The organism is Cesiribacter andamanensis AMV16, from assembly GCF_000348925.1.
Classification (GTDB): Bacteria; Bacteroidota; Bacteroidia; order Cytophagales; family Cyclobacteriaceae; genus Cesiribacter; species Cesiribacter andamanensis.
This window is the reverse complement of record NZ_AODQ01000007.1, coordinates 29,506-51,810: the sequence shown is the minus strand read 5'-3', so window position 1 is coordinate 51,810 and position 22,305 is coordinate 29,506. Positions and strand designations below refer to the sequence as shown.

General features: G+C 53.9%; 20 protein-coding genes. 12 read left to right on the top strand and 8 right to left on the bottom strand.

The genetic code is table 11. The annotated features are described in order from the left end of the window. Window positions 1-21 precede the first annotated feature (21 nt). Together ADICEAN_RS20855 and ADICEAN_RS02430 are read right to left on the bottom strand one after the other, a co-directional pair. A complete protein-coding gene (locus ADICEAN_RS20855) occupies window positions 22-1,629 on the bottom strand; it encodes a sensor histidine kinase (protein ID WP_051068775.1) in 1,608 nt (535 codons plus the stop codon). A gap of 94 nt (window positions 1,630-1,723) precedes the next feature. Next, window positions 1,724-2,521, bottom strand: a complete 798-nt coding sequence (locus tag ADICEAN_RS02430; RefSeq protein WP_009193923.1) for a DUF1963 domain-containing protein — start codon at window positions 2,519-2,521, stop codon at window positions 1,724-1,726. A 174-nt stretch (window positions 2,522-2,695) separates the two neighbouring features. Between ADICEAN_RS02430 and ADICEAN_RS02425 the strand changes: the two genes are divergently transcribed. From ADICEAN_RS02425 to ADICEAN_RS21670, 11 genes are all read left to right on the top strand, one after another. After that, window positions 2,696-4,666 (top strand): DUF3857 domain-containing transglutaminase family protein, encoded by a 1,971-nt coding sequence (locus ADICEAN_RS02425; RefSeq protein ID WP_009193922.1) that lies wholly within the window; start codon window positions 2,696-2,698, stop codon window positions 4,664-4,666. A gap of 9 nt (window positions 4,667-4,675) precedes the next feature. Then, window positions 4,676-6,592, top strand: coding sequence for a DUF3857 domain-containing protein (locus tag ADICEAN_RS02420; RefSeq protein WP_009193921.1), 1,917 nt, complete (start codon window positions 4,676-4,678; stop codon window positions 6,590-6,592). Between the two features lie 252 nt (window positions 6,593-6,844). After that, window positions 6,845-7,648 carry an FkbM family methyltransferase gene (locus tag ADICEAN_RS02415; protein ID WP_009193920.1) on the top strand — a complete coding sequence of 268 codons (804 nt, stop codon included), beginning with the start codon at window positions 6,845-6,847 and terminating at the stop codon, window positions 7,646-7,648. A 181-nt stretch (window positions 7,649-7,829) separates the two neighbouring features. Next, on the top strand, window positions 7,830-9,737 hold the full coding sequence (locus ADICEAN_RS02410) for a M1 family metallopeptidase (protein WP_009193919.1): 1,908 nt from the start codon (window positions 7,830-7,832) through the stop codon (window positions 9,735-9,737). A gap of 263 nt (window positions 9,738-10,000) precedes the next feature. Then, complete coding sequence (locus ADICEAN_RS02405; protein WP_009193918.1) at window positions 10,001-10,426, top strand: response regulator; 426 nt, start codon at window positions 10,001-10,003, stop codon at window positions 10,424-10,426. A 375-nt stretch (window positions 10,427-10,801) separates the two neighbouring features. Next, a complete protein-coding gene (locus tag ADICEAN_RS02400) occupies window positions 10,802-12,871 on the top strand; it encodes an OmpA family protein (RefSeq protein WP_152426281.1) in 2,070 nt (689 codons plus the stop codon). A gap of 137 nt (window positions 12,872-13,008) precedes the next feature. After that, on the top strand, window positions 13,009-13,692 hold the full coding sequence (locus ADICEAN_RS02395) for a hypothetical protein (RefSeq protein WP_009193916.1): 684 nt from the start codon (window positions 13,009-13,011) through the stop codon (window positions 13,690-13,692). Between the two features lie 54 nt (window positions 13,693-13,746). After that, a complete protein-coding gene (locus ADICEAN_RS02390) occupies window positions 13,747-14,928 on the top strand; it encodes an AIR synthase related protein (RefSeq protein WP_009193915.1) in 1,182 nt (393 codons plus the stop codon). 173 nt (window positions 14,929-15,101) lie between these two features. Continuing rightward, a complete protein-coding gene (locus ADICEAN_RS02385) occupies window positions 15,102-15,332 on the top strand; it encodes a DUF433 domain-containing protein (RefSeq protein WP_009193914.1) in 231 nt (76 codons plus the stop codon). Next, on the top strand, window positions 15,329-15,685 hold the full coding sequence (locus ADICEAN_RS02380; RefSeq protein ID WP_040396001.1) for a DUF5615 family PIN-like protein: 357 nt from the start codon (window positions 15,329-15,331) through the stop codon (window positions 15,683-15,685). Before ADICEAN_RS02385 ends, ADICEAN_RS02380 begins: the two co-directional genes overlap by 4 nt. Window positions 15,686-15,791: 106 nt before the next feature. Then, window positions 15,792-16,010, top strand: coding sequence for a putative signal transducing protein (locus ADICEAN_RS21670; RefSeq protein ID WP_083879654.1), 219 nt, complete (start codon window positions 15,792-15,794; stop codon window positions 16,008-16,010). A gap of 112 nt (window positions 16,011-16,122) precedes the next feature. Here the strand turns inward: ADICEAN_RS21670 and ADICEAN_RS02375 are convergent, their stop codons facing one another. Next, window positions 16,123-16,770, bottom strand: a complete 648-nt coding sequence (locus ADICEAN_RS02375; RefSeq protein WP_009193912.1) for a hypothetical protein — start codon at window positions 16,768-16,770, stop codon at window positions 16,123-16,125. A gap of 285 nt (window positions 16,771-17,055) precedes the next feature. Next, window positions 17,056-17,538, bottom strand: coding sequence for a methylated-DNA--[protein]-cysteine S-methyltransferase (locus tag ADICEAN_RS02370; protein WP_009193911.1), 483 nt, complete (start codon window positions 17,536-17,538; stop codon window positions 17,056-17,058). Between the two features lie 272 nt (window positions 17,539-17,810). Here ADICEAN_RS02370 and ADICEAN_RS02365 point away from each other — a divergent pair, with 272 nt between their 5' ends. Then, complete coding sequence (locus ADICEAN_RS02365; protein WP_161622649.1) at window positions 17,811-18,788, top strand: hypothetical protein; 978 nt, start codon at window positions 17,811-17,813, stop codon at window positions 18,786-18,788. A gap of 44 nt (window positions 18,789-18,832) precedes the next feature. Here the strand turns inward: ADICEAN_RS02365 and ADICEAN_RS23485 are convergent, their stop codons facing one another. From ADICEAN_RS23485 to ADICEAN_RS02350, 4 genes are all read right to left on the bottom strand, one after another. Beyond that, window positions 18,833-18,961, bottom strand: coding sequence for a hypothetical protein (locus ADICEAN_RS23485; RefSeq protein ID WP_262486171.1), 129 nt, complete (start codon window positions 18,959-18,961; stop codon window positions 18,833-18,835). 65 nt (window positions 18,962-19,026) lie between these two features. Further along, window positions 19,027-19,770, bottom strand: coding sequence for a ZIP family transporter (locus ADICEAN_RS02360; protein ID WP_009193908.1), 744 nt, complete (start codon window positions 19,768-19,770; stop codon window positions 19,027-19,029). A 29-nt stretch (window positions 19,771-19,799) separates the two neighbouring features. Then, complete coding sequence (locus ADICEAN_RS02355; RefSeq protein ID WP_009193907.1) at window positions 19,800-20,783, bottom strand: patatin-like phospholipase family protein; 984 nt, start codon at window positions 20,781-20,783, stop codon at window positions 19,800-19,802. A gap of 54 nt (window positions 20,784-20,837) precedes the next feature. Next, window positions 20,838-22,226, bottom strand: coding sequence for a methyltransferase RsmF C-terminal domain-like protein (locus tag ADICEAN_RS02350; RefSeq protein WP_009193906.1), 1,389 nt, complete (start codon window positions 22,224-22,226; stop codon window positions 20,838-20,840). Window positions 22,227-22,305: the final 79 nt, after the last annotated feature.

The window sequence follows — 22,305 nt, the reverse complement described above, 5'->3', positions numbered from 1 at the left end:
GCTAAGATAGCACGAAAGCACTTAGGCCGAAAGTTTGCCGCTTTTGCTGGTGGCCGTTTCTTCCTGCAGCTTTACGGCATTGTTGCTGAGGCTGCTAAGTTTTTTGCGGCCGGGCAGGGTAAAATAAAAAATAGCGCCTTCGCCCGGGCTGGACTCGGCCCAGATCTTGCCCTCGTGCCGCTCGATGATCCGCTTTACGGTAGAGAGGCCCACGCCCGTGCCCTCAAAATTGGTGCCCGAGTACAGGCGTTTGAAGGGTACAAACAGCTTATCGGCCTCTGACATATCAAAGCCCACCCCATTGTCCCGCACATAGCAGGTAGTATAGCCCCTGGCCTCGTGGGAGCCAATGCGCACCTCGGGTGCGGCCGTTCTGGAGCTGTACTTTACGGCATTGGCAATGAGGTTTTGCATGACGGAGTGCATCAGGGTTTTGTCGCCCCATACCTGCATGTTGGGCTCTATTACAAAATGGACCTTTTTGCCCTGTACAGGCAGGTTTTCAATCACCTGCTCGCACAGGCGGCTCAGGTCTATCTTGCTGTAGTTAAGCTCTGTCTGGCCAATCTTGCCCAGTTTCAGCAGGTGGCTTACCAGCTCGGTTAGCTTTTCGCTTGATTGCACGATCAGCTGCAGCAGGTAGCGGTCTTTATCGGAGATCTGGCTTTCATTGCTGATCAGCAGCAGCGAGGCCAGCCCGCTGATACGGCCCAGGGGGCTTTTAAGGTCGTGCGATACGGCATAGGTAAAGGCTTCCAGTTCTTCGTTTACCTTGCGCAGCTCCTGGAGGGTGCGCTGCAGCTTTTGCTCGGCCAGTACTTTTTGGGTGATATCGGTGGTAACGGCAATTACACCAATGTTTTTGCTGCCTACATAGACCGGAGCGGCCGCGCAGCGCAGATACAGGTCCTGCCGGGTATTGAGGTTGGTGATAATGATCTCTTCTACCACCGATTCGCCATCCAGCGCTTTGGAGAAGGGGTCCTGATTTTGCACACTGGGCTCGCCAGTGGCGGCCGAGCGCACATTGAGGCGCTCTACCAGTTGCTCAATACGGCCCCGCATATCGGACAGGGAGCGGCAGCCAAACATATCCAGGCCCGGGCGATTTACCTTGTAGATGCCCTCGGAATTGCCAATGAATACCCCATCGGGCATGCTGTTGAGAATGGCCTCCTGCTCTTTTGTAGAGAAGGAAAGCGCATGTAAGGTTTCGTGTAATTTCTTTTCGGCCAGAATGCGTTCCGTAATATCGGTCACCACCAGCAATCCGGCCACCACCCGTTCGCCCTCCAGCAGGGGGCTGGCCGAGCAGCGGCAGTAGTGGCGCTTGCCGGTCTGGCTATTGATGTGCGAAAGTTCGGTAACCGTGCTTTGTCCGTTCAGGGCAAGCGACAGGGGGCCCTGGCCGGGAATTACGGGCTTCTCGGATTCCAGGTAGCGAAAATCAAAGGCATCAATAAAAGCAGGCAAATCAGTAGGAAGCGCTTCCTGGCTGGGCAACCCTACCAGCTGCAGTGCCTGTTGGTTAGCGCGCAAAATACCCTGCGCATTGCCAATGAACACAGCATCCTGCAGGCTATTTAAAAGGGTGGAGATATGGGGGTTGTCAAAAAAATTCGCTTCCAAAATAAGGAGTAGTTTCTTCTCTTCTAGTAATCGGATAAAACGGCACTTTGTTACGCTGCGGAAATAATCTACATGTAAGGTAACCGTTAGTTTTTCAATAACTTGACCAGCCAAAGGCCAGTACCCCTTTGTGCAGGCGGCACTGGTGCAGGTGGGCTACGCCGGCATCGCCAAACATATAGGGCAGGTGGTGGTCGGAGTCCAGCTGAAAGATCATCTGCATCTGCAGGCCGCAGTCGGGGCAGGCAGGATATTCTACCCCCTGAACCCAGTAGGGCCAGCCGCCCAGCTTATCGGCTGCCTTGGGGATGGTATTCTCATTGCTCTCCAGCGCTTCTACTTCCTGCTCACTCAGGCCGGCAGCGCCCAGCTGCATCTCGTGCCAGTCGGGGTAATCTTCATTTTCCACCCATTCGGTAATAAGACGCGCCGGGTACTGGCGCTCGGGTGCGGTGCCCGGCAGGGCGACCTCAGTGGCTGGCAGGGGCAGGGTGCGGGCCAGTTCACTTTTGGCAAAAGGCGCCCAGGCCTTGCACTCCAGCTCGCAATGGGGGTGCTGGTTGGTACAGTAAAAAAGTTGCACCAGCTTATCGGGTTCCAGGTCCAGGTCACAATTGGGGGGGAGGTTTGCGGGGTTTAGCTGCAAAAAAAGGGTAAGCGGCTCCTGGCAGTGGGCGCACAGCGGGTAGGTTTCGCCAGGGGGCAGGTAGGCCATACCCCCTATCTTGCTGGCCAGAGCTTCATCTTCAGCACCTTCTTCTACCAGGGGCATCCAGGTTTTACGCTTGTAGGCGGCAATTTTGCCAAGCAGGTCCTGTCCATCTGCGGGAGCAGCGGCGTCTGGCTGGTTTTCAGAACCCAGTATCCCCTTAAGTTTATCAAAAAGTCCCATCCCGTACTGTGGCTGTTGTGTGCTTATACGGCTTTTAGCAGCAGAAGATTTCGGCTATAATCATCTTTTATAGTACATGCTGGAGTTGATATTGTTATATAACATAGCATACTCCGAACAAAAAGAGTAGATTGTTGGCATAATTCTTCTTTTAACCAACAGCCCATCCCTGCTTTGAAAAAGATAGTATACACCTTTGCCCTGCTGCTGGGCGTAAACGCAGCACTACTGGCCCAGCCCGACCCTATGAAATGGGGCAAGATCGATCAGGAAGATCTGGACATGACCGAATACGCGCCCGATAAAACGGCCAGTGCTGTGGTTTTGGGTGATTATGCCCAGCTGGAGTTCAAGTATAGCGATCAAAATGGCTTTCAGCTCTACATGAAGCACCATGTGCGCATCAAGATTCTCACCAAAGAGGGTCTGGAGTGGGGCAATGCCGAGATTCCCCTTTACCAGAGCGGCAGCCGAAAAGAAAAGATCAACTCCATTAGTGGGGTGGTCTATAATATGGAAAACGGCAAGGTAGTCAGCAGCAAGCTTACCAAGGATGCCCGCAGCACCGAGCAGGTAAACGCCAATTTGCAGAAGTATAAATTTACCCTGCCCAATGTAAAAGAGGGCTCGGTGATCGAGTACGAATACGAAAAGATCAGCGACTTTATTTATGGTCTGGAGACCTGGTATTTCCAAACGACCATCCCTACCCGCTGGAGCGAATACCGGGTGCGCATACCCGAATATTTTACCTATAAGCACTTTTTAGGCGGCTACCATGGGCTGAATGTAAACGAAGCCGTGCGCTATAATGACCGCATCCACAGCCTGGACCTCAGCTTTACCGGCACGGCGCACCGCTGGGCACTCGGCAATGTGCCCGCCCTGGTAAAGGAAGCCTACATCACTACCCTAAACGATTACGCCTCCAAGATTGAGTTTGAGCTGAGCTCCACCCAGTTTCCCAATCAAAAGATAAATTACTACAGCAACAGCTGGGAAAAACTGACCAAAACATTTCTGGATAGTGAGCGCTTTGGCGGCGAGCTTAAAAAACAGCGGCAGGTAAGCGATCTGGTCAAGAGTCTGATAGCCGGCAAAGTAAGCCCCGAAGAAAAGCTGGCAGCCATTTATGGCCATGTGCAGCACAATGTGGTGTATAATGATCAGGAACGGGTATATGCCAGCAACAGCTTTAAGGAAACCCTGGCAAAGCGTTCGGGCAATTCGGCTGAGATCAACCTGCTGCTTACGGCCATGCTGCGCGAAGCCGGCCTTGCCGCCCATCCGGTGATCCTGAGCACCCGCAGCCACGGCCGGGTAAACCCGGTTATACCACTGGAAAAAGACTTCAACTATGTAGTATGCCAGGTAGTACTTGGCGATAAGGCACTGCTGCTGGATGCCACCGAGCCCTTTTTGCCTCCAGGCCAGCTTCCCTATCGCTGCATGAACGACCAGGGCCGGCTTATGCAGGAAAACACCTCCGAGTGGGTACCCCTGCTGCAGCAGGAAAAAGAAAGCTATAGCCTGAGCGCCAAACTGCGCCTGACCAGCAGCGGCACCCTGCAGGGCACTCTGAGCTATATAAAAGATGGCTATGCGGCCGTAGCGGCCCGCAAGCAGCTCTATGCCGATGGCGAAAATAAGTTCCTGGAAAAGTTAAAAGAGAAAAAGACCAACTGGACCATCACCGAGCATCAATTTGCCAACCAGATGACGCTGGCCAACAAGCTGGAAGAGCACTACACCCTGGAGATTCTGGACCGCGCCACCCTGGCAGGAAATAAGCTGTATGTAAGCCTGTTGCCCGATGGGGTGCTGGAAGCCAATCCTTTTAAGCTGGAAGAGCGCTTGTTTCCGGTAAACTTTGGCTGCCCCCTGGAGCAAATGCTCATGTATGAGATTGAGCTTCCAGAAGGCTACTCGGTGGAGCAACTACCTGAGCCGGCCATTGTAACCCTGCCTGACCGATCGGCCACCTTCCGCTTCAATGTGCAGCAGATGGGCAATAAGGTGAACGTTACCAGCATGATGCAGATCCGCAAACCGCTGTACCTGGCCGATGAGTACCAGCAGCTAAAGGAGTTCTACAGCCGCATGCTGGCCAAGCAAAACGAGCAGCTGGTACTGGTAAAAAAATAATTAAAGACCATGAAGATCCACCATGCACTTGCGCTGCTGGCTGTTTCGCTGCTGCCTTGGCAACAGGCATTGGCCCATGGAGCTGGCACCGGCAGCTATCCGGCATCGGCCATTCCGGCTGAGCTGAAGGAGGGGGCCAATGCGGTCATTCGCCATGAAAACACCACCTTTCGCATTCTATCGCCCGGTAAAGCCCTGAAAACCCTGGAGCGGGTAGTTACCGTGCTCAACCCCCAGGGCGATGATGAGGCCGTGCTGGTGAGTGGCTACGACAAGCTGGATAAGATCAGAAAAATAGACGGTAGCCTGCATGCCGCTGGCGGTGAGTTGGTACGCAGACTGAAGAAAAGTGAGATTTCTGACCATAGCTATTCTTCGTCGGTGAATTTCTTTCATGATAACCGCTATAAGGTAGCCAGCCTCAAACACTCAACCTATCCGTATACCGTTAGCTGGCAACTGGAAGAAGAAGTTACCAATATGCTGTTTTATCCGGTATGGCTGCCTGGCTCTGAAGAGAAGGTAAGTGTGGAGCAGCGAGAGTTTATTGTCATAACTCCGCCCCAACTGGCCATGAATCACCGCAGCTATCAACTGGCCGATCCGCATATCTCCACGCTGCCCGATGGCAGCCGGCAGTACCGCTGGCAGGTAAGCAAACTTGCCACGGCCCGCCCTGAATATTTTAGTCCCTACTGGGATGATTCTCCTTATGTAATTACGGCCCCCGAAGGCTTTGAGCTTGAAGGGTACAAAGGTTCGCTGGCGAGCTGGCAGGAGCTGGGTAAATTTATCCACCAGCTAAACCAGGGCCGCGATGCCTTACCCGAACAGACCAGGGCAGAGGTGCTGCGCCGAATCAGTGGCTGTTCTACCACCGAAGAAAAAGTAAAGGCTATCTATGAATACATGCAGCAGCATACGCGCTATGTAAGTATTCAGCTTGGCATAGGGGGTTGGCAGCCCTTTGAGGCTTCTTTTGTACAGCAAAAGGGGTATGGCGACTGCAAAGCACTTACCAATTACACCCATTCCCTGCTTAAAGCGGCGGGTATCCCCTCACACTATAGCCTGATTGCTGCCGGTCCCGAACTTAAAGAGCGGGTAGTAGAGGCCTTTCCCCGCAGTTACTTTAACCATGTGATTCTCTGTGTGCCCATGGAGAAGGATACCCTTTGGCTGGAGTGTACCAGCCAGACCGATCCGGCCGGGCACCTGGGCCGTTTTACCGGCAACCGCAAGGCACTGGTGATCCGGGAAGATGGCGGTCACCTGGTGAATACCCGCTATTATGGCCCGGCGGATAACCTGCGCAGTGCCACTACACAGGTAGACCTGCAGCATCAGGAGCCGGCCTATACACTGGCGCGCACCTACCATGGCGTACTCTTTGATACACCCCATGCCTATACAAAGGCCAGTGCGCAGGAGCAGAAAAAATGGGTGTTGTCGTCTGCCGGGCTGCCGGAGATTGGTCTGGAGGAGTATAAGCTCTTGAAAAAAGAGGGATATAACCCCCAGATGCGCCTGGAGGTAAGCGGCAAGCTACAAGACCGAAAGCTGCGCTCCGGCAATCGGCTGTTCCTGCCCCTGTACTTGGGTAGTCTGCCGGTTGAGATTCCCACCCCCTCTGCCACACGGAAAAATGATTTTGTGCAAAGCTGGGGCTATACCTTTGCCGATACCCTGGTTTACCAGCTGCCGCAGGGAGTAGTGCCCGAGCACCTGCCCGAAGCCCAGCAGCTTACCACCCCCTGGGGTGAGTTTAGCCTGCAGACCCGGTTTGCCAATGGGGCGCTTACCACCATCTCCCGCATCCGCCTGAACGAAGGCCGCTACCCGGCCAGCGACTATACCGAGTGGGTAGTCTTTATGCAGCAGATCAGGCGGGCGGCCAGCGCCAAGGCAGTGCTGGTGCAGCAATAATGGCCCCCTTTTGAGCGAGGAGCAGTGGGCCAGTCTGGCCCTGCACCATAGAAATGAGTCCTCAGAGCTCGCCACCGGATGTTTAGCTGCACCGGTAGCGAGCTTTTTTCTTTTGTTTATTCCCCATTTTTGAAACTTTAAAAGGGTTCTGCAAGTATGGTATAGGGCGACTGTGATGCTATCTGTCTGTGGCCGAGCGCTGCGGCTTCTTTACCCTTACCTATTTACTGGCTTAACATTTTTTGAGCAGGCATGAAAAACACCGCCTATCACCCCTCCCTCACCAATCTGGCGAAATACAGTACGTATACCGACTATCTGCTGGAGTATACCAAGCATAAAGATTGGAAATCGATCAAGGACTCCCTGAAATACGTCCTGTTTAAGACCCCCCCTACCACCGACCGCATCATTACCTCCAAAATGGGTACCTTCTGGTGCCGGGGCAATACCAATGATTTTCAGTATGTAAACTATGCCTACGAAAAGCAGGTAAAGAACTACATCTACAAAAACCGCAAGCAGTACGATTTCTTCATCGACATCGGTGCCTGCATGGGTGAGTACTGCATCTGGCTGGCCAAAGCGGGCATGCCCAGCATTGCCTTTGAGCCAGTGCCCTCCAACTTCAAGGCCCTCTCCAAAAATGTAGAGCTCAACCAGATGCAGCAGATGGTGACCGTGCTGCCCGTAGGCTTGGGCAGCAAGGCCGAAAAGGTGTATTTCGATATCAAGCCCGTGCTTACCAGTGCCAGCGGCATAGACCGCAGCTACCAGGGCCCCGAAACCAATGTGGAGATAAAGCGCTTTGATGACCTGCTGCCCGAGCTCCCCTGCACCCCCGAGCACCGGGTGATCATGAAGCTGGATGTGGAAGGCATGGAAGTAGAAGTGCTGCAGGGCGCCGCCGACTTTATTAAAAAAGCCCGCGGACTAGCCCTGGTGATGGAAAAGACCTTCTCCGGCGAAGACAATATTCGCAACTTCCTGGCCAGCCTGGGCACTTTTGTGTATGAAGACATTGATGAAGTGAATATGGTGGCCATTAAGCAATAAAGCACCTGATTTCTCCCCAACAGGCAGCGGCGCCCTTTTTGCTCAAGCAGAAAGGGCGCCGGTGGTTAAGGGATTACACTACCCCAGCAGCATGTTACCGCCCCCGGGCCGGCAGCCCCTGGCCCCCTGTTTGGTATTGGAATTTTTTTATATTGCGAAAACAAACCTCCCTCTTTTCAGTATGAAACTTTTGCACCTGCGTTGGCTGGCCCCCCTGCTTTGGCTGGCAGGCTGTTCCGGCACCGGCGAACAAACGCTTAACGACACCTCAACCCCTACACCTGTGCAAGACATACACTCTTATGCCCGGCCCGATGAGGCCGTAGTACGGCACCTGGACTGGGAGGCGACCGTAGATTTTGATACCCGGCAGATCACCGCCATTGCCCGCCTGGACATTGAGACCAGCGGCCGGGTAAAAGAGCTGATCCTGGATACCAAAGATCTGCAGATTGATAAAGTAACGTTGGATGATAACGAAACCGAGCTGGCCACCTTTGCCCTGGGCGCCAACAACCAGCACATGGGCAGCCCGCTCAGGATCACCATCCGTCCGCAAACCAAGCGGGTAAATGTACACTACAAGACCGGCCCCGGTGCCGAGGCCCTGCAGTGGCTCTCGCCTGAGCAAACAGCCGGCAAGCAGCACCCCTTTCTCTTTACACAATCGCAGGCCATTCTGGCCCGCAGCTGGGTACCCATTCAGGATTCGCCCGGCATTCGTTTTACTTATACGGCCTCGGTGCAGGTGCCTCCGCAGCTGATGGCCCTGATGAGCGCCGAAAACCCCAGCCAGAAAAGCGAGTCGGGCGTGTATAAATTTCGCATGAACCAGCCCATACCCGCCTACCTGCTGGCGCTTGCGGTGGGAGATCTGGAGTTTGCCTCCCTGGGCGCCCGCACAGGGGTCTATGCCGAACCCTCCATGCTTAAGGAATCGGCCTGGGAGTTTGCCGAGCTGGACAAGATGCTGGAAGCTGCCGAGCAACTTTACGGCCCCTACCAGTGGGAGCGTTATGACCTGATTGTGCTGCCGCCCAGCTTTCCCTTTGGCGGCATGGAAAATCCCCGCATAACCTTTGCCACCCCCACCATTCTGGCCGGCGATCGCTCCCTTACCTCGCTGGTAGCCCACGAGCTGGCCCACAGCTGGAGCGGCAACCTGGTAACCAATGCTACCTGGAATGACTTCTGGCTCAATGAAGGCTTTACCGTGTATTTTGAGCGCCGCATCATGGAGGCCCTCTACGGCCGCGATTATGCCGAAATGCTCGCACAGCTGGGCCAGCAGGATCTGCGCCATACCGTAGCCGACCTTACAGAGCAGGGCCAGGCCGCCGATACCCGCCTGCACCTAAACCTGGAGGGCCGCAATCCCGATGATGGCGTAACCGATATTGCCTATGAAAAGGGGTACTTTCTGCTGCGCTCGCTGGAGGAGCGGGTGGGCCGCCAGCAGTGGGATGCCTTTGTGCGCCGCTACTTCAGCGAAAATGCCTTTAAAAGCATGACCACCGAGCGCTTTATTGACTACCTCACCACCCATCTGCTACAGCCCAACGGTCTTAGCCGGGAAGCGGTACAGCTCGATCAGTGGATCTATGAAGAAGGCCTGCCGAAGGCCATGCCCACCATAACCTCGGAACGCTTTCAGCGGGTAGATGCAGCCCTGGCCCGCTGGAAGGAGGGTACGCCGGCATCCAGCTTAGATACAAACCAATGGTCATCACACGAGTGGCTGCACTTTATCCGCAACCTGCCCCAGGAGCTCAGCCGACAGCAACTGGCCGAGCTCGACGCCGCCTTTGGCTTTACCAGTTCCGGCAATTCTGAGCTGTTGGCGGCCTGGTTCATGCACACCATTGCCCATGGCTATGAGCCGGCTTACCCCGCACTGGAGCGTTTTCTTACCAACGTAGGACGCCGTAAGTTTTTGATGCCGCTGTACAGAAAGCTGGCCGAAACACCGGAAGGAAAAGAGCGGGCGCTGGCCATATATCGCAGAGCCAGAACCAATTACCATTTTGTATCCAGCAGCTCTATAGATAAGGTGGTGGGCTACAAGGAAGTCCGGGAGCCCGGCAACTGATGTAATGTTTGTTTGTGTACGCACACTTTTTTGGCGTAAAAACACCCATAGTTGCTAAAAATAACCCCAAATTTTGTATAAATTAAATACGAACCCTGTGCATTTACCCTAAGTGCCCGGCAAGGAGATTGTAAGATGAATTACGGAATGATAAAAAGACATCCAGTATTTTTTTAATATCTTTGTAAAGTACACTTGGTATATCTTTTGTGCCGTGCAACAGCAGAGACCGCTTGTGCAGTAAATTAAGCGTGAAGTAGCAAATGAGTCAGGAGAAGATTAATCGCGTTATGCTGGTAGATGATGATGAGATTCATAGCAACCTGTGCTATGAGCTCATCTTGCGGGCAGGAATTGCCAATACGGTAACTATTTTCAATGATGCCGAAGAAGCGCTGGCGTATCTGAGAACAGGCGTGCAGAATCCCGTAGAGCTGCCCGATCTTATCTTCCTGGATATCAATATGCCCTTTATGGATGGCTGGGATTTTCTGGATGCCTACGAGGAGTTTCGTCCGCAACTTAAAAAAGAGATTATGCTGATCCTGCTGACCTCTTCGGTTTACAAAAACGATATCGAAAAGGCCAAGCAGTACAAAGCGGTTTCGGAATACATTAAAACCCCCATTTCGATCGATAAACTCGTCGAAACCCGAAACGAATATTTCAAGCACCTCAAAACGGTGTAAGGATCAAAAAAGCTGACAGCGTGTCAGCTTTTTTTGGTTTAGGGGCAGGGGTGGCAACCAGGTCATTTTTTCAGCAGCCGGCTGTTTTACTCCCTATCCAGAAATAGCCCTATAGATTCGCTGTTTTGTGGCAGAATTGGGTATATTTCGTTTTAGACTCAAAAGTAGATTTCCGGGGAAGAAAAATAGCTTTTTGCCACACGGAGCAGGCCTCCAAAGCGTTATTCTTTCCAGTAATAATGTTAAATTTCAAGAACGGAGCCGTGGGGGCCCCTTTTGTTGTCTGCCAGCATGCAGGCATAGCGCCCCGCACCGGCTTCAGAGCTGTATCAAACGTACTATAAGCGGGCTTATTCGGTAAGCGTACAAGATGCTATGAACATACCTAGACCAATCAGACTCTGGAGTTTGATGATGCTTTTGTTGCTGGTGGCCGCCTGTAATCCCTATAAAAAAGGGGTGCGGAGCTATCAGCTGGGAGAATACCAGGTGGCCATTAACCAGCTGGAGAAAGTAGCCGATAAAAATCCCAAGGCAAACTTTTTTCTGGCCGAGTCCTACCGGCTCTCCAACCGCATAGACCAGGCCGAGCCCTACTATGCCGCCGCCCTGCAGGCAGGTCTGCAGGATGAAGAGGCCCGCTTCTATTACGGCTATGCGCTTAAGGCCAATAGCAAATACACCCAGGCCCGCCAGCAGTTTGAAAGCTACCTGGGCAGCGCGCCCCGCAACGAAGAGTTTAAGCAGCGGGCCCGCAAAGAGGTGAACAACCTGCAGGCCCTGAGCCAGATCCTGAGCCAGGAGCCCGTATTTGTGATCAAGCACCTGACCAATGTAAATACCGCCGATGCTGAATACGGCGCCGTAGCCCGCGAGGGTGAGCTTTACTTTACCTCTTCCCGGGGCGATGCCAAGATTTACAAAGCCACCGGCAAATCCTTTACCAACCTCTACCGGGCCCAGGTAGGCCAGGCCATGGAAACCGTACCCAATACGGTAGAAAAGCTGCCCGAGGCCTTTAACATGGCCGACCGGGCCGAGGGCGCCATTACCTTTAGCCCCGATGGCAATACCATGGTTTTTGCCCGCGGCAATGCCAAAGGCAAAAAAGGGGGCGATGAGGTAAACCTCTACATTAGCTACTTTCGCAATGGCCTGTGGTCGGAGCCGGTGATCATGCGCATTAGCGACCCCCGGGCCTGGGATAGCACCCCGGCCTTTAGCCGCAACGGCAAAACCCTGTACTTTGCCTCTAACCGCCGCGGCGGCCTAGGGGGGGTAGACCTGTATTCAGCACAGGTAGATGCCCGCGGCAACTGGGGCCGGGTGCAAAACATGGGCAAGGAGATCAATACGCCCGGTAACGAGATGTTTCCCTACGTTTCGGAAGATAACCGACTCTACTTTAGCTCCGACGGCCACCCCGGCTTAGGGGGGCTGGACCTCTTTATTGCCACCCGCCGCGATGGCAAGGTGAGTATTGAAAACCTGGGCGAACCCATGAACAGCCCGGCCGATGATTTTGGCCTCAGCTACTTTGCCATGGACAAGGGCTACTTCTCCAGCAACCGCGATGGCGGCGCCGGCGATGACGATATCTATGCCTTTGTAAACAATTCGCCCGACCTCAAGATCGTAAACTACTTCCTGGCCGGCACTACTTACACTACCGACGAGCAAAACAAGCAGGTAATTCTGCCCAATGTGCAGGTGCGCCTGCTGGACCATGAGGAGCGGCAGCGCGATGTGGTGATCTCCGATGAACAGGGCCGCTTTGAGTTTCAGCTGGAAGAGGGCATCCCCCAATTCCAGATCATTGGCGATAAGCCCGATTACTTTACCACCCGCCACGACATTGACATGTCGGGCCGCTACCTGGACCGCAAAACCCTTAAGCAGTTCCGCACCGATACCACCTTCCGCCAGGATCTGGTACTGGGCCAGATTGTGCTTGACCGGGCCATTGTACTGGATAACATCTACTATGACTTTGATAAGGCCGATATCCGTGCCGATGCTGCCCTGGAGCTGGACAAGCTGGTAACGGTACTGAGGGACAACCCGCAGCTGGTCATTGAGCTTAGCTCCCATACCGACTCCCGGGGCGACCTGGCCTATAACATCGACCTGTCGCAGCGCCGGGCCGAGTCGGCCGTGCGCTACATCATTTCCAAGGGCATCGACAGCAAGCGCATTACGGCCAGGGGATACGGCAAAACCCGCCCCATCATTGCCAATGCAGAAACTGAAGAAGAGCACCAGGTAAACCGCCGTACCGAGTTCAAGGTAACCGACATTACGCCCGAGGTGCAGGTAGTGCCAACAGAAGAAGAACAGGAGACACCCCCTGCAGTAGACCCGGAACAGCCACAACCCAAAAAAGAGGAAAAGCCTAAGAAAAAGTCGCGCGATGCCGTATTTGATGAGCTGGGTGATGGCAGGTAATACGCCCTGATCCCCTCAAAGCACAAAGAGCCAGTTCTGCAGCCAGCAGCAACTGGCTCTTTTTTATTGGCTTTAACAAACAAAAGCTACTAAAGCTGCCCGCCAAACCCCTATCTTTGAGCCCTTACGCCCAAAACATGAAAAAAAGATCCTTACTCCTCCTCTTCTGCCTGCTGAGCACTACTGTTGTGCTTGCACAAAAGCAATTTGAAGGCCGCATCGTGTACCGCTGGGAATTTAAAAACCCCATGCCCGCTGTGATTCCCGACAGCATGTTTTATGAAAGCATCCGGCAGGAGCTGGGCGGCAATACTTATTTTATAGGCAACTACTTCTACAAAAAGGGGCAGTATAAGCAAGAGATGGAAACCGGCGCCCAAAGCGGTGTACAGCTGTATGTGCCCGCACAGAAAAAAATCTATTCCTGGCAAACGGGCAGCGATACGGCCATGTGGATCAGCGCCAATGGGGCCACTACCGATAAAGCAGAGATCATCCGCCTGCAGGAAACCGAAGACGTAATGGGCATCCCCTGCCGCAAGATCATTATCAAAACCGGCATGATCACCACCACCTACTGGTATAATACCGATGTAGCCCGCGTAGACAAGGCCCTGTTCAGTGACCATACCTATGGCAGCTGGAATGTATACCTTGCCGAAACCGGCGTACTTCCCCTCAAATACGACCTCAACCTGGGCATGGCGCGCATGCTGGTAACCGCCACCGAACTTACCCCTCAGGCCCTAAGCGATGCCGAGTTTGCCCTGCCCCGCTTTGGCACACTCCTCGAAGATCCGACGAATGGGGTCGGAAAGTGATATTTACCAGGCAAGCACGTGCTTGCCTTTTTTTTTCGTCTTATTTTTACCCCTATGCAGCAAGACCGATACATGCAGCGGGGCGTAAGCGCCTCCAAAGAAGATGTGCACAAGGCCATCAGCAAGCTCGATAAGGGCCTTTTTCCCAAAGCCTTCTGCAAAATAGTGCCCGATCTGCTGGCCGGCGATCCCGACTGGTGCACCATCATGCATGCCGATGGGGCCGGCACCAAATCCTCCCTGGCCTGGCTCTACTGGAAAGAGACCGGCGACCTCTCGGTCTGGCGGGGCATTGCCCAGGATGCCATCATCATGAATACCGATGACCTGCTGTGCGTAGGCGCGCTGGATAATATCCTGCTCAGCAGCACCATCGGAAGAAATAAAAACCAGGTGCCCGGCGAAGTGATTGCCGCCATCATCGAAGGCACCGAAGAAGTGCTGCAGCTGCTGCGCGATCATGGCATTGGCATCTGGAGCACCGGTGGCGAAACGGCCGATGTAGGCGATCTGGTCCGCACCATCATCGTTGACAGCACCGTGGTAGCCCGCATGCGCCGGGCCGATGTGATCAGCAACGACCGCATCCAGGCCGGCGATGTGATTGTGGGCCTGGCCTCCTACGGGCAGGCCAGCTACGAGCAGGCCTACAATGGCGGCATGGGCAGCAATGGCCTCACCAGCGCCCGCCACGATGTGTTTGCCCACTACCTGGCCCAGCAGCATCCCGAAAGCTTTGATCCGGCCGTACCCCGGGAGCTGGTGTATGCCGGCAGCAAGCACCTGACGGATGCCGTAGACGGCCTGCCCGAGGGGGTACAGATGGATGCCGGCAAGCTGGTGCTCTCCCCCACCCGCACCTATGCCCCCGTACTCAAGGCCTTCTTGCAGGAGCACCGCGCAGGGGTACATGGCCTGGTGCACTGCAGCGGCGGTGCCCAAACCAAAGTGCTACATTTCTTAGGTGATAATCTGCGGGTGATCAAGGACAATCTGCTGCCCGTACCCCCTCTGTTTCGCCTGATCCAGGAGCAGAGCGGCACCCCCCTGCAGGAAATGTTCAAGGTATTCAACATGGGCCACCGCATGGAAGCCTACCTACCCGAAGCACTGGCCGGCGAGCTCATCCAGATTGCTAAAAGCTTTAACATCGATGCCCAGATCATCGGCCGCGTAGAAGCCGGCACCCGAGGGGTAAGCCTTCATCATGAGGGGCAGGTGTATGAGTATGTGTAGGGGCTAAAATTGCCAGAAATACAATAGGTGCGCTTCGCCAACACAAGACGGTTGGGTAAGCGCACCTTTTTAGTATTTTGAAGACATAGAGGATAGCTATTGTAGCTGCTATTCAGTAGTCGTAGGTCATTACAAGGAGGAACGACCTTAGCGAAAATTTCGTAGATTTAACCATGGAAGATTTGCTAAATAGAATCACACTGAATCCTGACATATGCCACGGTAAGCCTACCATCAGGAATAAAAGGTATACAGTAGACCTTATTCTGGACCTGCTTACCTCTGGCATGACTGAACAGGAAATATTGGAAGATTATCCGGCCCTGGAGCGTGAGGATATATTTGCCTGTTTAGCATATGCTGCCAGACTAACCAGGACTAAGACCTATATTAAAACAGCATGAAGTTCCTGGTTGACGCTCAACTGCCAGCTAAGCTATGTGAGATATTGCATTCAGCTGGACTTGATGCGACGCACGTAGACTCTCTTCCAGATGGAGATGAAAGCGCTGATAGGGATATTACATTATATGCAGACCAGCATAACCTGATTGTCATCACAAAGGATTCTGACTTTTACCACTCACACATGATACTGCAGCAGCCAAAGAGGCTGTTGCTGATTACCACCGGTAATATCAAAAACAGAGGACTATTCGACCTGATAAGGGCTAATGCACAAACACTAAAAGCCCTGTTCAATAGCTGCAATTATGTTGAACTGACCAATGACAGCATTATCGGGCATGAAAGGTAAAATAGAGTAAACGAGGCATACCAAAAGAATTTATAATAAAATGTTAACAATGGATCTGCTTTGCACAGGTACATTTTGAAAAGGAACCCATTATAACGCAAGAGGCATGGATGGACCTGTGAAAATTCTAACGGATAGTGCCGTTGTTATTAATCGGATTGCACAACTTTTAGATGAAGAAAAAATACCAAGAATCATTAGAGATAATGTTGAATCCGCCAGACTCGCAGGTTTCGGAACTTCTTCAAATAATGTTGAGCTGTATGTAAATAAATCTGATGTAGAAAGAGCAGAAATGATAATTAGAACCTTTACGAAAAAGTAGAGTCAACAATAAAAAGCATCCTATAACAGTCTATAGAAACCCCCGCTGATCCGAGCGGAACGCTCGGACCAGTGGGGGTTTCTTTTACTCTGAACCAGAACGCTTCCCTTTCCTAATTCAGCGAGAAGTACTTTAAAAACTTTACCAGCTTTTTGTAATTGGTAATTACCGAGCGGGGCGCCCACTGGTTTTGCAGGTACTTCAGGTAGGTTTTTACCAGCTTGTTGTAGTCGGTGCGGCAGGTGAGCTTGGCAATGATAATGCCCCGGTAGCAGCGGTGAATCTGGTTATACAGATAGGGGCAGGGCTTATCGGGAGCACGGTTGATGAGGGCATCGATCTTTTTGAGATGATCAAAGCGCTCCAGAAAACGAAACCCCTTCTCTACCATATAGGTCTCAATGCGCTGGCATACCTCCTGCAGTTCGTCTTCGCCCCGTACTACAAAACGAGTGTAGGGATCCCGGTTCAGGCGCCCGTAAGAGGCCACAATGGTGGTACTGTCCTGCATGCTGAAGCGGGGCGGTCCGCTCAGAAATTGGTATACCAGCTCCTCTACCACATCCATGCGGATGCTCAGGCTCAGGTCAATGGTCTGTTCCTGCCGGTCGCCGCTTACCGAAAGCAGGGCGGCCCGAAAGCCATTGCGGCTCTGTTTTCTGAACTGCTTGGTGTGCGGCTGTAGCGCATAGCCATGCTCGCTGAATAGAGGAAGTAAATGATCGTATAGCTGTTTCTCCTGTATGCGTATTTCGTTCATAATCGGCCTAAGGTCAAAAAATGAGCGCTCCTCAATGGGGGAACGCCAACTAGTAAAAATTACGGGAAGGCCCTGTTTTAGTTAGGGAAAAGCTCCGCTATGCAGCAATAAAAATTGACGGTTGTGCTGCCCTGGCCCTCAGATATATACTGTAACAGGCTGTTTTTCAATATATTCCATGGCGTACGCGTCTTTTTCGGGCAATTTCTTTTGTTTAGGAGAAGAGGGTTAGGCGCCTGCTGCCCGCCAGCCCTACCCGAAAGGCGGGTAAACAACCACAGCCGGCTAAAACAGACAAAGCTGGAGCACCTGCTGCTCATGCTGCAGCAGCCATTGCTTGCGCAGCAACCCGCCGGCATAGCCGGTAAGCACCCCATTGCTGCCAATCACCCGGTGGCAGGGCAGCAGAATAAGGCAGGGATTTTGTGCATTGGCCATGCCTACTGCCCGAGCCGAGCCGGGAGCACCAATGCGCTCGGCCAGCTGTCCGTAGCTGAGGGTCTGGCCGGGGGGAATGTTCAGCAGCGCCTTCCAAACCGTTTGCTGAAAGGGAGTACCGCTTAGGTCCAGGGGCAGATCAAAGCTGTTGCGCTGGTGGCAAAAATAGTCGGTAAGCTGCTCCACTGCTTCCAACATACAGTCGGGAAGCTGCTGATCCTGAGCAAGATGGTAGGAATGGTCAGTTTGGAACTGAACAGAGCGAATACCAGCCTGGCTCCCCTTTACAAGCAGTAGGCCGATGGGAGAATTATAGAGGAGCTCGTACATAATGCAATCTACTGCCCTAAAACTAGAAGCACAAGATTAAAACACAATTAAAAACGCCTATTATTTCAGGAAATATTTCAATTTACTGTGAAGTATACTCTTTGTATTTAGGCTATTTACCTACACAAAAGGGGGGTACTCTTTTCTTCCTTCATGGATCAAACCCCATCACAGGCTGTAACATACCGGTCCCTGCGGGAGTTATACAGGGCCCCGCTCTGGCTACTTTGTTGGGCGCGGCAATGATCAATCAGGCGTTTAAAAAACAGTGTATGCGGGTATGGGTGGCGTGGATAGGGCTACTGATGGCGGCTTGCCAGACAGAGGGGCGGGTGGAGCGCCTGTCTACGGCCGCGGAAACCGCCTATACGCTTTGCCGCGCACCTGCCCTTGCCCCGGGAGTAGGGCTGCGGGTAGCCCTAGATACAGCCGCTGGCGGAATGCTGCACCTCTATCTGCTGCTGCATAATACAAGCAGGAAAGCCCTGACGGTAGCGCCCGGCAGGGCCAACCTGCTTACGGCAGATCAGCGGCCACAGGAACCCCTGCAGGCGCTGGCGGGCTTTGCCCTTGGGCCCGGGCAGGAGCAGGAGATTCAACTTGGCTACCAACCGGTAAATGATCTCTACCTGTACCAGCGTACCGGCCTGCGGGGCCCCTGGCAGCAGCAATATCGCCTGCCTCTTTCGTTTATAGGGGAGTTATCAGATACGCTTTCATTTTGCTTTGAGCCACAGGCCTATCTGGCCTACAGCCTGCAGCGGGAGCAGCACCGGCCCCGGCTGTACCGCCCCAGCGCCGCCATTAAAACCCGGGAAGCCGCCGCCCGGCAGGAAGTATACTGGCAGCGCCTGCTGGGGCGGGCAGATACCGTAGCGCTGGCACCAGCCTATTTTACCGATCAGGATTTTTTCAATGCAGGGGTTAATCTCAGGCATTCCCTTTTTGCTCTGAATGATAGTTTGTACCTCAGCCTGTTTATCACCAACAATGCCGCTATCATGCTGGAGATTGTGCCCCATAACATCTGGCTGCAAACTGCTGAAGGGGTGCATGCCCCGGTAAAACTGCTGGGCTACTCCTACCAGCAGCAGCAAGCACAGGTATTGCTACCAGGTGACCGGCTACGGTTGGGCCTTGTCTATACAGCACCAGCTGCCGATAGTGTGCTGTTGCGCCTGGGCGGCCTCGGGCTACACCCCCTTGAGGCGCCCCTGTTTTGGGAAGATTTTATGTTTGTGCAGGAATAAAAGAGGCTGCCGAAGCAGCCCGATTAATCTTGTATTTTCCCTCCTTAGATAGGAAGCAGGGAACGGGTTTTCGCCAGCAGGCGCTGGCTCAGGGTTTTGCGCACCACCTTATAGCCAAGCATTTTTTTGGCGCCCATAATAAATATTGCTGCTTTAATAAGTCTCCACATCATAGCATTAAAATTTTTAGTAAACATCTGTATCCTACACTATACTACGCATCCTCCCTGGGAGGGTTTTAAAGCAGAAGCAGCATTCCACTGTAAAGTACTATGCCAAAGATAAAAGCCTTGAAGTTACTCTTGCGTTCTTCAGGCAGTTCTTCCTTCAATACATTTAGGATGGTACTGCCTGCCACAAAGGCAAACAACAGCGAGATCCAGAGTTCTTGCACGGGCATCCAGGACCCCACCGCCCAACCAATGCCAATGGCCAGGCAGAGAATCCAGCGCCCTCGCTTGCGGTAATAATGTTTGTAATGGTGGAGCAGCCCATAGTCGTTGATCATAAAATGAAACGCCATGGCAATGGTAAACCACAGGAGCTCCAGCAGGTCAAACGCTTCTTTATAGACCAGCAAATACCCGATAAGGGCATTGTAAAGCCCAAAGGAAATAATGTGTAGCCAGAAAACACGGATGCTTTTTTCATCCTGCTTTACCTCTTGTGTGGTGGTAGTGGCAGGGACACGCTTATCATGCGCTAGTTTGGCGGCACGCTCCAGCCCGTAAAAAAGGGTAAGTCCGAGCAGGGCGATCAGATAGGTATGATGCTTTAAATAACTAAGAAAGTCTTCCTGTTCCTCAAAAATGGACTGCATCTCCTGTAGCTCCGGCAGTATGTGCAGAAAAATATAGGAGACGGCAACCCCTCCGGCAAAAGAAAGCCACTTGCTTCTGGGAATGGGGGTAAAGCGAAGCTTTTCAGCAAAAATATGGGTAAGGGCCAGTACCAGCGCAGCCCCGGCGGCATACCAGTTCATAGGGATACAACCATACCCCTTCCTAAAAGTTAGGCGAGCTGTTGGCTGCTGTACAGGGGGGCGCCTGCCAGCTGGGGCTGATAGGCAGCAAAGGCCTGCCGGGCTGCTTCATAGCCCAGCTGCAGCCTGCGCTGCACAGCCGGCTGCGAAAAATCGAGCAGATCGCCCAGCGGCTCCAGGGGAGAGATCAGCACCGTTTTATACGCTTTTAGCAGGCGACCCTTCCGGTTTTTGAGCTGTACCCCCTGCCCGGCGGCCTGTTTTACCAGATGATTGAGGGTAAGGTACTCCCGCAGGTCGGTAATAAAGATCTCATTCAGGGCAATGTCGAGCAGGGCCCGCTTGGCAATTGTAAATACATTTCTGCCGGCCTCAGGCGCCGGTTCCAGGGAGTTTTCGCCATCGGTAAAGGGGCTGCAGTTCAGGATCACTACCTCATCGGGCTCCTGGTCCAGCACATCCCCAAGCGGGCTGTTGTTGCGTACGCCGCCATCCACGGCCTGGGTGATCGTGCCCTGCTTTGTTCTGATCTCCGAAACGGGCTCCCAGAGCACTGGCATGGCTGCCGACGCCAGAATGGCGTTGCGAAACTGCTGCTCGTCGGTAAAATCTCCGGCCTGGCAGGGGTAGTAGCACCCGTCGGTGAGGGAGACCACCCCCAGGGTAAAGTGAATGCCGGACGCCAGCGTATCGGCCAGGCTCACATGCCGGCCAATGAGCTCCTGCAGCGGTTTGTAGCCCAGCACGGCCCGTTTGCTGCGCAGAGCCAGGTGATAGAGGGCCGAGGGCAGGCGCAGGCGTCCGGTATATACAGCAGCATTGCTCATGCGGTTCCAGATCTGCAGCAGCTCGGGCAGCTTTTGCTGCGCCACCATTACCCCATTAAGGCAGCCTACGGAAATGCCGCTGACGACCGAAAACTGAAAGTCAGGATAGCGTGCCCTCACTACCTCATCCATATAGCGGAGAGCGCCGGCCTGAAAGGCCCCCTTGGCCCCACCGCCACTTAACACCAATGCAATTTTTTCATGGCCTGCCAAAAGGGGAATCAAATGACCCCATGTACCCTATGGTAACACCGGGGATGGCAATTCGGTTGGCAATTCCATGCGCAGCCGCCAGTGGGTGGGCCAGTAGCCATTGCTGCGGTGCTTCATCATCTTGAGCCAGCCCAGCCCTACCCCCCGGTAGCGGCAAAGCACCCAGCCATCGGGGGTGCCATCGGGCAGAATATCATCTTTGCGCAGAAACCGCAGGGCAGTGGGCAGGTCCAGCTCCGCCTGCGGAAACTGGGCCGGGTTCAGGTGGCGGCTCAGCGCCAGGGCCGGCTGCGGTATCAGGCTTTTGCCTTTGGGTTCGGCAAGTTGCAGGCCCCCATGCACTACCCGAAACTGCTCATGCAGCACCTGGACAAGGGGCAGCCAGTGGGTGGGATAGGCCGTCCAGAGGGGGCCCTCCTGCACAATTTCCCAATCCTGGGCATCCAGTAGCCAGGGCTGCACCTCAGGCACCAGCTTTTTGGGCAGAAATGAAAGGCGGGGCTTGCGCACATGGGGCAGGCGGTCGGGCTCGTAGCCCTCAAGCTTTTGCAGCACGGCCAGAAAAAAGCCTTCGCCCCGCAGCTTGTGGGGGTAAAAACGGTAGCCCCGCAGGCCGCTGATCTCGGTTTCCTCAATGCCCCAGGCCTCGGGAATCTGCAGCGGCAGGCTTTTGACCCGCTGCTGCTGGCTGAGCCACTGCAGGTTTTCTTCGTTCTCCTGCTGGTTGTAGGTGCAGGTGCTGTACACCAGCAGGCCGCCGGGCTTCAGGGCGGGCCAGGCATCCAGCAAAATGCGGCGCTGGCGTTCCATACACAGCTGTACGTTTGCCGGCGACCACTCCTCCTGGGCCGCAGCATCCCGCCTGAAGAGGCCTTCGCCGCTGCAGGGAGCATCTACCACCATCAGGTCGAAAAGTCCCTCCAGGCGGGCGAATTGCCCGGGATCGTTATTGGTCACCAGGGCATGGCCGGTACCCCATTTCTGCAGGTTTTCGGCCAGAATATTGGCCCGGCTGCGGATTACTTCATTGCTTACCAAAAAGCTGCCCTCGGGCAGCAGCGAGGTCAGATGGGTGCTCTTGCCCCCTGGCGCACCGCAAAGGTCCAGCGCCAGCAGGGGTTCATCAATGGTCAGGTGCTGCCGGAGCGCCTGCTCCAGAAACTGGCTGCTGGCTTCCTGCACATAATAGGCACCCGCGTGCCAGAGGGGGTCCAGCGCAAAGAGGGGTCGCTCGGGCAGGTAGTAGCCCCGCTCCGACCAGGGGATGGGTTCATAGGGGGGGGCTCCCTGCCACTTAAAGGGGTTCAGCCGAAGGCTCACCGGTGTATCCTGCTCCAGCGCCTGCACAAACGTATCGTACTGTCGGCCCAGTTGCTGCAGCATGCGTTCGGCAAATGCGGGGGGTAGGGTACTCATGGGGGTTAAGGCTGTTAGAATGAAAAAATGGGTGTTGATCAAGGATACGTAAAGATACGCACCTCCACCTGGGGCTGCA